The organism is Devosia geojensis (genome assembly GCF_000969415.1).
Taxonomy (GTDB): domain Bacteria; phylum Pseudomonadota; class Alphaproteobacteria; order Rhizobiales; family Devosiaceae; genus Devosia; species Devosia geojensis.
Window position 1 is genome coordinate 1 of record NZ_JZEX01000030.1, and the last position, 10,714, is coordinate 10,714.

A 10,714-nucleotide genomic window follows, 5' to 3' on the forward strand; every position below is an offset into this window, starting at 1 on the left:
GGGGCGCTCCCAGTCGATAGCGAATAAACCGTTCCACTGAGCTGGCGGCTCTTTCACGCCCCTCCCCCTGGAGGGGAGGGGTTGGGGTGGGGGGAGCTGCGTTGGGCAGGCAACTATACCCCCGCAGGCGGCGCAGGCGGCTTCTCCGGCAATGGAATGGGCTGGACGAAGATCAGGCGGACGGCGACGGCCAGCGCCACCACCATCGCGCCGCCGGTGACCAGCATCACGCCGTTCCAGCCCCAGGCGACCCAGGCATAGCCGCCGAGGGTGCCGAGCAGGCTCGAGCCGACATAGTACATGAAGAGGTAGATCGCCGAGGCCTGCGCCCGGCCGACCAGCGCGCGCCGCGCCACCCAGGCGCTGGCGATGCCGTGGGCGGCGAAGAACCCGATGCTGGCGATGGCGAGCCCCGCGATGATGAGCGGCGTCGATGGCGCGAGCGTCAGCGCGACGCCGGCGGCCATGATGGCGACCATCCACCAGTAGACGTGGCGGCGGCCAAGGCGCGTCGAGAGCGCCCCAGCCCAGGCGGAGCTGACGCTGCCGAGAAGGTAGACGACGAAGATCGCCGAGATCGCGGTGTGGCTGAGGCCGAAGGGCGGCTGCGCGAGGCGAAAACCGGCGTAGTTGTAGAGGGTGACGAACGCGCCCATCAGCAGGAACGAGCTGAGGAAAAGCCAGGGCAGGCCCTTGTCGGTGAACTGCACGGCGACGTTGGCGACGAAGCCGCGAAAGCTCAGCCTGTTGCGGGCCGAGTTCTTCGGCGCCGGCAGCAGCGCGGCGAAAACGACGGCGACCGCGAGGATGATGGCGCCCAATACCGCCAGCGATGTACGCCAGCCGGCGAGGTCCGCGACAATGCCGGACAAGAGGCGCCCGGCCATGCCGCCGGCTGCCGTGCCGCCGATATAGAGCCCCATGGAAAAGCCGAGCGCATCCGGCGACATCTCCTCGGCGAGATAGACCATGGCGACGGCCGGCAGGCCGCTGAGCGTCAGGCCCATCAGCGTACGGATGACGAGAAGGCTGGTCCAGTTGGGCACGAATGGCAGGGCGAGCCCGAGAAGCGCCGTCGCCAGCATCGCCCAGACCATCAGGGTCTTGCGCCCTGCCCGATCGGCCACCCAGCTCGCCAGCAGCAGCGCGACGGCAAGCGTCGCGGTGGTCACCGAGAGCGAGAGGGAGCTGGCGCCGGCATCGAGGCCGAAGTCAGCGGCCAGGATCGGCAGCAGCGGCTGGACGGAATAGAGCGAGGCGAAGGTGGCGAACGCGGCAAGGACCATCGCGGCGTTGGCGCGGCGAAAATCCCGCGTGCCCGGAGCGATGCCGACCTGCCTGACCTCTTGTCCCGACACGCTCCCACCATCCTCACGCGCCAGGCGAACGCCTTCTCAAGGAGAATCGATCTGGCTCTGCAAGCTCTTGACGAAGCTATCCAAATTCACCTGCCGCTCACGTTTGAGGCGGGCCGAGGCGAGGATGGAGCGCACCCGCTGGGTCGAGACCTCCAGGTCCTCGTTGACGATCACGTAGTCGTATTCCTTGTAGTGGTCCATCTCGATACGCGCGTTCTTCAGGCGCTTCTCGATGCTGCCGACGCTGTCCTGGGCACGGCGTTCGAGGCGCGCGCGCAGCTCCTTGATCGAGGGCGGCAGGATGAAGACCGTGACCATGTCCGGCCGGCACTTCTCGTAGAGCTGGAGCGTGCCCTGGTAATCGATGTCGAAGAGGATGTCGTTGCCGGCGGCAAGCTGCTCCTCGACCTTGGCGCGCGGGGTGCCGTAGAAATTGCCGTGCACCTCGGCGCTCTCGAGCAGCTCGCCGTCGGCGCGCATGCGCTCGAAGGTCGGCACGTCGATGAAGAAGTAGTGCTTGCCCTCGACCTCATCGGTGCGGCGGGCGCGGGTGGTGACGGAGACCGAAAGGCGGATGCTGGGATCGGCCCCGAACAGCGCCCGCGAGATGGAGGATTTTCCCGCGCCCGAAGGCGAGGCGATCACCAGCATGACCCCGCGGCGCTGAAAATCCATCTGCCCCAACCTACTCGATGTTCTGGACCTGCTCGCGTAGTTGATCGATCGCCGCCTTAAGGTCAAGACCGATGGCGGTGAGTTCCACCGCGTTCGATTTGGAGCAGAGGGTGTTGGCCTCCCGGTTGAACTCCTGGGCGAGGAAATCGAGCTTGCGGCCGACCGGACCGCCGCCGGCGATGAGGTTGCGGGCACTGGCGACATGGGCGGTCAGCCGGTCGAGCTCCTCGCGGATGTCGGCTTTGGTGGCGAGCAGCAGCGCCTCCTGGGCGAGACGGTCCTCGCCGATGGCGGCGGCATCGCCGATGAGTTGGGCGAGCTGCTGGCGCAGACGCTCCTCGATCGCCTCGCGGCTGCGGGCCGGATGGACCTCGGCGCGGGCGACCAGCGCTTCGATCTCGCCGATGCGGGCGGAGAGCACCGCCCCGATGCGCTCGCCCTCCTCGCGGCGCGCATCCGAAAGCTCGTCGAACGCGCGGGCGGCCGCTGTAAGGATCGCGGCATTGAGCCCCTCCTCGGCGCCGGGATCGAGCGGCGCCTCGCGCTGGTCGAGGACGCCGCGCAGCGCCAGGATGCCGTCGCGGCTCGGCTTTCGCGCGTCGACCTTGCCCTCGAGATCGCGCAGGGCCTGCAGAACCGTCTCGAGCGCCTGCCGGTTGAGAAACACCTCGCCGCCGGCCGTGTCGCGCTCAACGCTGACGGAGACGGTCACCGAGCCGCGGGTGAGGCGCGCGGAGGCGAGCCGGCGCAGCTCCACCTCGAGCGCGTCGAACCCCGGCGGCAGCCGCGTGCGGATATCGAGCCCGCGCCCGTTGACGGAGCGGACCTCGCAGGCGAAGTGGGCGCCGGCCGCCGCGCCGGTGGCGCGGGCGTAGCCCGTCATGCTGGCGAGGGCGATGTGGCGGGTCATTGCTCCCCGCCGGCGGTTTCCCCTTCGGCTTCGGCGGCCTCGGACGCCTCGATGGCTTCGCGGGCCGCCTGCGCGTCGCGCTCGGCCGCGGCGGCGGCCTGCGCCTCGATCTCGCGCCAGCGCGCGACGTTGCGCTGGTGCTCCTCATAGCTCTCGGCGAAGACGTGGCCGTCCGAGGGCACGGGACCGGCGGCGACGAAGTAGAGGTAGGCGTGGTCGTCGGGATTGGCGACGGCCTCCAGCGATTCGCGCCCCGGATTGGCGATCGGCGTCGGCGGCAGACCGTCGATCTGGTAGGTGTTGTAGGGCGTCGCCGCCTCGATCTCGGAGCGCCTGAGGCCGCGACCGAGCGTCGATTGCCCCCTGGTGATGCCGTAGATGATCGTCGGATCCGACTGCAGGCGCATCGGCACCTTCAGCCGGTTGACGAAGACGGCGGCGACCTGCGGCCGCTCGGCCGCAAGGCCGGTTTCCTTCTCGACGATCGAGGCGAGGATGACGAGCTCCTCGGGCGAGGAGAGCGGCAGGTCGGACTGGCGACGCTCCCAGATTTCGGCGACCGCTTCGCTCATCGCGGTCTGCATCTTGGCGAGCACCGCCTCACGGGAATCGCCGGGGACGTAGTCATAGCTGCCCGGCAGGATCGAGCCTTCGGCCGGCAGGCTGGAGATCGAGCCGGTGAGATTCGAATCGTCATTGATGCGCTGCACGACCTCCCAGGAGGTATAGCCCTCTGGGATGGTGACCGCATAGCGGATCGGCCGGCCTTCGGTGATCTCGGTCAGGATATCGTCCATGCTGGCGCCGGCCGGTATGTTGAAGTCGCCGGCCTTGATGCTCGCCTGCTTGTCGAGGGCGCGCCCGCCGATCTGAAAGATGAAGCGGTTGCCGATGAGGCCCTGGTTCTCCAGCCGCTCGGCGATGGAGCCGAGGCTGCTGCCTTGCTCGACGCGGAAGACCGTGTTTTCGCCGAGCGGGCCATCGCCATAGAACTGGGAAGCGCCGTAGACCAGTACGCCCCCGACGACCAGCATGCCGATGACGATGAGCGAGAGCAATCCGTTGAGAACGTCGAGAAACCCGTTGCGGCGGCGCGCCCGGGTCCGCCGTGATTTGCGGTCGGCCATCGGTTCTGTTCACCTCTTGTCGGCCCGGCCGGCGGGGCTGCCGCGGCCTTGAATCATTTTGGCGCCGAAGCGACGCGGTCGGCGCATTTTTGGAGTCTCGCGCGCGCCAAGGCAAGCCTTGGGCACTATGAACCCAATCAATTCAACCGATTGTTGGCGTCCGCACCACACGGCGCACCGCTCATGAAGGCGCCACCCCTTCTCCCCTTGTGGGAGAAGGTGCCCGACCTGGCTACGCCGAAGCGAAGCTTCAGCTTCGCCAAGGCGAGAGGGCGGATGAGGGGTGAGACAGTAACAAACGCCGGCGCGCGTGGCGGCATCGCAGACCCCTCAACCTGACTTTTCGCTGAAAGCGAAAAGTCTGTCCCTCTGCCACAAGGGGAGAGGGGAAGGTGGGACGAGATCGTGCCTTATCCTGCGGATATGCCCTACGCGACCTTGCGCATGACCAGCGTGGCGTTGGTGCCGCCGAACCCGAAGGAGTTGGAGAGCGCCACGTTGATTTCCTTCTTCAGCGCCACCTTGGGCACGAGGTTGATCTCGGTCTCGACCGAAGGGTTGTCGAGGTTGAGGGTCGGCGGGGCCACGTTGTCGCGCATGGCCAGGGCGCAGAAGATCGCCTCGACCGCGCCGGCGGCGCCGAGCAGGTGCCCGACGGCGGACTTGGTCGAGCTCATGGCGACCTTGCCGGCCGCATTGCCGAGGACGCGGGTGACAGCGCCCAATTCGATCTCGTCGCCGAGCGGCGTCGAAGTGCCGTGGGCGTTGATGTAATCGATGTCGGCCGGCGCGATGCCGGCGCGCTTGATGGCGGCGTTCATCGCGCGGAAGCCGCCGTCGCCGTCCGGGGACGGCGCGGTGATGTGGTAGGCATCGCCCGAAAGGCCGTAGCCGATGATCTCGCCGTAGATCTTGGCGCCGCGAGCCTTGGCGCGCTCGTAGTCCTCGAGGACAACGATGCCGGCGCCCTCGCCCATGACGAAGCCGTCGCGATCCTTGTCGTAGGGACGCGAAGCCTCGACAGGCCGGTCGTTGAAGCCGGTCGAAAGAGCGCGTGCGGCCGAGAATCCGGCGAGGGAGAGGCGGTTGACGCAGCTTTCCGTGCCGCCGGCGACCATCACGTCGGCATCGCCGAGCGCGATGAGGCGCGCGGCATCGCCGATGGCGTGCGCGCCCGTCGAGCAGGCCGTGACGACCGAGTGGTTCGGGCCCTTGAGGCCCCAGCGGATCGAGACCTGGCCCGAGGCGAGATTGATGAGGCGGCCGGGGATGAAGAACGGGCTGATGCGGCGCGGGCCCTTCTCGTGCAGCGTGACGGAGGCGTCGTAAATGCCTCCGACCCCGCCGATGCCCGAGCCGATGAGGACGCCGGTGCGCTCCTGCTCTTCCTGCGTCTTGGGCTCGACGCCCGCGTCGGCGATCGCCTGGGCGGACGCAGCCATGGCGTAGACGATGAAAGGATCAACCTTGCGTTGCTCCTTCACCTCCATCCATTCGTCGGGATTGTACTTGCCGTCCGCATAGTCGCCCAGCGGGATACGATGGGCGATCTGGCAGGCGATGTCGTCGATCTCGAAATCGTCGATACGCTTGGCGCCGCTCTTTCCGGCCAGGATGTTGGCCCAGGTTGCCTCGATACCGCAGCCCAAGGGGCTGACGATACCCATCCCGGTGACGACGACGCGGCGCAATTCCATATCGACTATTCCAGCTGGTTCGACTTAGAGCCTTATGCGTTCTGACACGGTCAGAACGCCGGCTCTAGATTTTTGTCGTCGCAACGTTTTTCGCGAAAAGCCGGTATCCACCTTTTCGCACGTTGCTCTAGCCGACGGCCTTCTCGAGGAAGCTCACGGCATCGCCGAAAGTCTGGATCTGCTCGGCGGCGTCATCGGGAATCTCGACGGAAAACTCTTCTTCGAACGCCATCACCAGCTCGACCTGATCGAGCGAGTCCGCGCCCAGATCATCGATGAAGCTGGCCTTCTCGGTGACCTTCTCCGCATCCACATTGAGGTGCTCCACAACGATTTTGCGGACCCGATCAGCGATATCGCTCATGTTTGACTTCCTTTTTGAAATCGACGTTTCGTTGGCTTCTTATTGGCGCATCGCCAAGTATTCAAGCTCGTGCTGCGTATCGGCCGGCCCCAGCGAAAGGGACTTTAGGCGCGCTTTCAGGCGCTCGCAAGAGAGCCGAAATCCGCAACAGGGGCGCGCACTAGCACACTTCCTTCATCAACGCCAAGCAAGAGTCCGGCTTCTCACGGCTAAATCATGGCCATGCCGCCGTTGACGTTGAGCGTATGCCCGGTCACGTACCCGGCCGCATCGCTGGCCAGGAACACCGCGCAGGCCGCAACCTCTGCGGCGGTGCCGAGGCGTCCGGCGGGAATCGTGCCGAGGATGCCCTCGCGCTGCTTGTCGTTGAGCTCGTCGGTCATGGCCGAGGCAATGAAGCCCGGCGCGATGGCGTTGACGGTGATGTTGCGCGAGGCGACCTCGTGGGCGAGCGCCTTGCCCATGCCGATGATGCCGGCCTTGGAGGCGGCATAGTTGCCCTGCCCCGGATTGCCCATGACGCCGACGACGGACGACACGTTGATGATGCGCCCGAAGCGCTGCTTCATCATGCCCCGCAGCACCGCGCGCGACAGGTGGAAGGCGGCGGTGAGGTTGACCGCGATCACCTCGTCCCACTCCTCGTTCTTCATGCGCATGAAGATGTTGTCGCGGGTCATGCCGGCGTTGTTGACGAGGATATCGAGCCCGCCCAGCGCCTCCTCGGCGGCAGGCACGAGCTTGTCGACCTCGTCGAGGTTGGAGAGATTGCAGGGCAGGATCGGGCAGTCCTTGCCGATCTCCTTTGCCGTATCCTCCAGCGCGCCGACGCGCGTGCCCGAGAGTGCAACGCTTGCGCCCGCCGCGGAGAGCGCCTTGGCGATCTCGCGGCCGATGCCGCCGCTGGCGCCGGTGACGAGGGCGCGTTTGCCATTGAGATCAAACATTTAGCCGTCCTTCTCTCGCAATCTGAGTCAACGCGTTGAGACGCGGATTCAAGCGGTTGATATTCCGATTCAAGCCGTGATTTCGGCAATGAACGCGTCGATGTCGGCCGGCGTGCCGACCGCGACGGCGCTCGCTTCGCCATTGATGCGCTTGGCAAGGCCCGTCAGCACCTTGCCGGTGCCGATCTCGGCGAGGTGGGTGACGCCACCCTCCCCCGTCATCCAGGCGACGCTCTGCGTCCAGCGCACGGACCCGGTGACCTGCTCGACGAGCCGCCGGCGGATCTCGGACGGATCGCTGATCGGCGCCGCCAGCACGTTGGAGACGACCGGCACCACGGGTGCGCGCATCTCCACTTCTGCGAGCGCGGCGGCCATCGCTTCGGCGGCGGGCTGCATCAGCGAGCAGTGGAAGGGGGCGCTCACCGGCAGCAGCAGCGCGCGCTTGGCGCCCTTGGCCTTGGCGATCTCGATGGCGCGCTCGACGGCCTGGACGGCGCCGGAGACGACCACCTGTCCCGGCGCATTGTCGTTGGCGACCTGGCAGACCTCGCCCTGGGTCGCCTCGGCGGCTACCGCGGCGGCCGTCTCAAGGTCAAGCCCGAGGAGCGCCGCCATGGCGCCGTGCCCGACGGGGACGGCCTTCTGCATGGCCTGGCCACGGGTCTTGAGCAGGCGGGCGGTGTCGGCAAGCGAGAAGGTGCCGGCGGCGCAGAGCGCGGAATATTCGCCCAGCGAATGGCCGGCGACGTATGCGGCATGGTCGGCGAGCGTCACGCCTTTGCTCTCGAGTACGCGCATCACAGCGATGCTCGCGGTCATCAGGGCGGGCTGGGCGTTCTCGGTCAGGCGCAAGGTCTCTTCGGGCCCTTCGAACATGATGGCCGACAGCTTCTGGCCGAGCGCGTCGTCCACTTCTTCCAGTACGGCGCGCGCCTGCGGGTAAGCGTCCGCAAGGTCCTTGCCCATACCGACGGCCTGGCTGCCCTGGCCGGGGAAGGTGAATGCGTAACGGGCCATGCGGATTCTCTCTCCTCTGCGCGGCCTGCCCATAGCGAGCGGCCGCAGTTCTTCGGCCGGTACGCTACGCCGGAGGACGAAACGGATGCAAGCCGGGCCGCCGGATGCCCTTCAGGAGGCCGATCTGTCAAGGGATTACGAGGCGTGTGGGCGCGTTTGCACCGGTTTCCTGCGGGCGTACGCCATCGGGGATGAGCCGAACTGAGGCATGCAAACTGACGGCCTCTTGCACATTGACGGGCATCGTTCGACGCTATCGATGCGCAGGAGCCTCTGTCATGCGGACCACGATCACGCTCGACGACGAACTCATCGAGACCTTAAGGCGGTTCACGACGGCCAAAGGGACGTCGGCAATGATCCGCGAGGCGCTCACGAGCTACGTGCGGCAGGAAGCAGGTCGTCGGCTGATCGCCATGGGAGGAACCGAGCCTGACCTCGAAGACATGCCAAGGCGCCGGTTTCCGCCTGAATGATCCTTGCCAATCCCGGCTTTTCCCACTATAGCCACGCCAGCATTCGTTTGGCCGGGGGCTGAACGGAGGGTCGGCTATTTGCCGATAGGTTGCCGATAGCGCTTCCGGCCTCCCGTGTTCCCGCTCTTTGCAAGACTGCTTTGAACGCCTTTTCCGGCTTTCAGAGAGGCTCCGCGCCAGGCATTGCGTATCGTCAACCGATAGAGACAAAGGCGCATAATGGCCCTCTACGAACACATCTACCTGGCTCGCCAGGACGTCAGCCAGCAGCAGGTCGAGGAACTGACCGGCGCGCTGAGCGAAATCCTCGCCTCCAACGGCGGCAAGATCGCCAAGACCGAGTACTGGGGCCTCAAGGGCCTCTCCTACCGCATCCGCAAGAACCGCAAGGCGCACTACACGCTGCTCAACATCGACGCCCCGCCGGCCGCCGTGGCCGAGATGGAGCGCCAGATGCGCATCAACGAAGACATCCTGCGCTTCATGACCGTGCGCGTCGACGAGCTCGAGGACGGCCCCTCGGCCATGATGCAGAAGCGCGACCGCGACGAGCGTGGGGATCGCGGCGACCGTGGCGATCGTGGCGGTGGTGACCGTTTCGGCGGCGACCGCCGTCCGCGCCGCGCTTAATTTGGAAGGATAACAAGCCATGGCCATCAAGGACCTGACCACCGCCCAGGCGCGCCGCCCGTTCCAGCGCCGCCGCAAGACCTGCCCGTTCTCGGGCGAGGGCGCTCCCAAGATCGACTACAAGGACGTGCGCCTGCTCTCGCGCTACGTCTCGGAACGCGGCAAGATCGTGCCCTCGCGCATCACCGCCGTTTCGGCCAAGAAGCAGCGCGAGCTCGCCCGCGCGATCAAGCGGGCCCGCTTCATCGGCCTCATGCCTTACGCTGTGCAATAAGCTCGCTGGGACGGCGATCTAGCGGCAATCGGCTGCGCTTCCGGTGCTCACGTACGAATGTACGCTCCGCTCCGGTTCTCGCCGATCACCACTATCTCATCCGTCCCACCGGCTTCTTGCCCGCGTAAGTGACGCTACCCGTGCCCCATAGGGGCACATCGTTGGGGTTCCGGATGGTCCGGGGCTCCTAACCGTCTCCTGAGACGGGACAGCCATAGGACAAAGAAATGAAAGTCATTCTGCTCGAGCGCGTCGGCCGCACCGGTTCGATCGGCGACGAAGTTTCCGTCAAGGACGGGTACGCCCGCAACTTCCTGCTGCCGCAGGGCAAGGCGCTGCGCGCGACCGAAGCCAACCGCAAGAAGTTCGAAGCCGAGCGCACCGTCATCGAGAAGCGCAACGAAGAGCGCCGCAATGCCGCCGCCGGCATTGCCGAGGGCCTCAATGGCCGCTCGGTCATCATGATCCGCCAGGCGGGCGAAACCGGCCAGCTCTACGGCTCGGTGGCCTCGCGCGACATCGTCGAGGCCCTGGCCAATGACGGCTTCACCGTGCAGCGTTCGCAGGTCGATCTCGCAGACCCGATCAAGTCGGTCGGCCTGCACACGGTCGCGCTGCTGCTGCACCCCGAAGTCGCCGTCTCCATCACCGTCAACGTCGCCCGCTCCGAGGACGAGGCCAACCGCCAGGCCCAGGGCGAGGACCTGACGGTCACCACCTATGACGAGGACACCGAAGGCGACTTCTCGGCCGGCCAGGCCGACGCTGCCGCGGACCGCTCGGAACTGGGTGGCGAGGAAGCCTGAGGCACGCCTCACGCGATGAATTCGGGAAGGCCGGGCATGCGCCCGGCCTTTGCTTTTGTCATCCGGCGAACACCAGGACCCGGCAAACCCCGGCGGAACGGCTCACGCACCGCCGCCTCTCCACCCGCGATATCACCCCAGCGAAGGGCCCATCCTGGGATGCTGCCCCAGCTGCGAGGTGTATGAGTGGGGCGAGTGAAACGGGGGCGGGCGCTAGCGCCACCAGTTCCGCCTGTCATCCCGGCGAAAGCCGGGACCCATCCTGAGATACTGCACCAGCCGCAAGATGTGTGAATTGGGGCAGGAATGCAGCCGCTCTTCCCGTGCTCGTGGTGGTGTTCAGGGCTGGGTCCCGGCCTGCGCCGGGATGACAGCCGGTGAGTAGGCAGGATGGTGCCACAGGCACAATGCGTCCCCCTCCCCCTTGAGG

At 66.6% G+C, this 10,714-nt stretch carries 12 protein-coding genes; 4 read left to right on the plus strand and 8 right to left on the minus strand.

Annotated elements, in window-relative coordinates; genetic code table 11:
* Positions 1–113: 113 nt before the first annotated feature.
* From VE25_RS01995 to fabD, 8 genes are all read right to left on the minus strand, one after another.
* Positions 114–1,358 (minus strand): MFS transporter, encoded by a 1,245-nt coding sequence (locus tag VE25_RS01995; protein WP_342018667.1) that lies wholly within the window; start codon positions 1,356–1,358, stop codon positions 114–116.
* A 36-nt stretch (positions 1,359–1,394) separates the two neighbouring features.
* On the minus strand, positions 1,395–2,033 hold the full coding sequence (gene gmk, locus VE25_RS02000; protein WP_046106920.1) for a guanylate kinase: 639 nt from the start codon (positions 2,031–2,033) through the stop codon (positions 1,395–1,397).
* A 10-nt stretch (positions 2,034–2,043) separates the two neighbouring features.
* A complete protein-coding gene (locus tag VE25_RS02005) occupies positions 2,044–2,943 on the minus strand; it encodes a YicC/YloC family endoribonuclease (protein WP_201776028.1) in 900 nt (299 codons plus the stop codon).
* Complete coding sequence (gene mltG, locus VE25_RS02010) at positions 2,940–4,070, minus strand: endolytic transglycosylase MltG (protein WP_046106911.1); 1,131 nt, start codon at positions 4,068–4,070, stop codon at positions 2,940–2,942. The genes VE25_RS02005 and mltG overlap by 4 nt, the downstream gene beginning before the upstream one ends.
* Positions 4,071–4,498: 428 nt before the next feature.
* Complete coding sequence (gene fabF, locus VE25_RS02015; protein WP_046106922.1) at positions 4,499–5,761, minus strand: beta-ketoacyl-ACP synthase II; 1,263 nt, start codon at positions 5,759–5,761, stop codon at positions 4,499–4,501.
* Positions 5,762–5,894: 133 nt separating this feature from the next.
* A complete protein-coding gene (locus VE25_RS02020) occupies positions 5,895–6,131 on the minus strand; it encodes an acyl carrier protein (RefSeq protein WP_046106912.1) in 237 nt (78 codons plus the stop codon).
* A gap of 209 nt (positions 6,132–6,340) precedes the next feature.
* Entirely contained in the window at positions 6,341–7,078 is a 738-nt protein-coding gene (gene fabG / locus VE25_RS02025) for a 3-oxoacyl-[acyl-carrier-protein] reductase (protein ID WP_046106913.1), read from the minus strand.
* A 69-nt stretch (positions 7,079–7,147) separates the two neighbouring features.
* Positions 7,148–8,098 (minus strand): ACP S-malonyltransferase, encoded by a 951-nt coding sequence (fabD, locus tag VE25_RS02030; RefSeq protein WP_046106914.1) that lies wholly within the window; start codon positions 8,096–8,098, stop codon positions 7,148–7,150.
* A gap of 278 nt (positions 8,099–8,376) precedes the next feature.
* On the opposite strand from fabD, the gene VE25_RS02035 reads away from it, so the two are divergent.
* The 4 genes from VE25_RS02035 to rplI all read left to right on the plus strand — a co-directional run bounded on the left by VE25_RS02035 (position 8,377) and on the right by rplI (position 10,284).
* Positions 8,377–8,574: a type II toxin-antitoxin system VapB family antitoxin gene (locus VE25_RS02035; RefSeq protein ID WP_046106915.1), complete on the plus strand. Its 198-nt coding sequence runs from the start codon at positions 8,377–8,379 to the stop codon at positions 8,572–8,574.
* Positions 8,575–8,793: 219 nt separating this feature from the next.
* Complete coding sequence (rpsF, locus tag VE25_RS02040) at positions 8,794–9,204, plus strand: 30S ribosomal protein S6 (protein WP_046106916.1); 411 nt, start codon at positions 8,794–8,796, stop codon at positions 9,202–9,204.
* Positions 9,205–9,223: 19 nt separating this feature from the next.
* The gene (gene rpsR, locus VE25_RS02045) at positions 9,224–9,478 is read left to right on the plus strand and encodes a 30S ribosomal protein S18 (RefSeq protein ID WP_046106917.1); all 255 of its coding nucleotides are present in this window, start codon (positions 9,224–9,226) and stop codon (positions 9,476–9,478) included.
* A gap of 227 nt (positions 9,479–9,705) precedes the next feature.
* Positions 9,706–10,284, plus strand: coding sequence for a 50S ribosomal protein L9 (rplI, locus tag VE25_RS02050; RefSeq protein ID WP_046106918.1), 579 nt, complete (start codon positions 9,706–9,708; stop codon positions 10,282–10,284).
* The last annotated feature ends 430 nt before the right edge of the window (positions 10,285–10,714 follow it).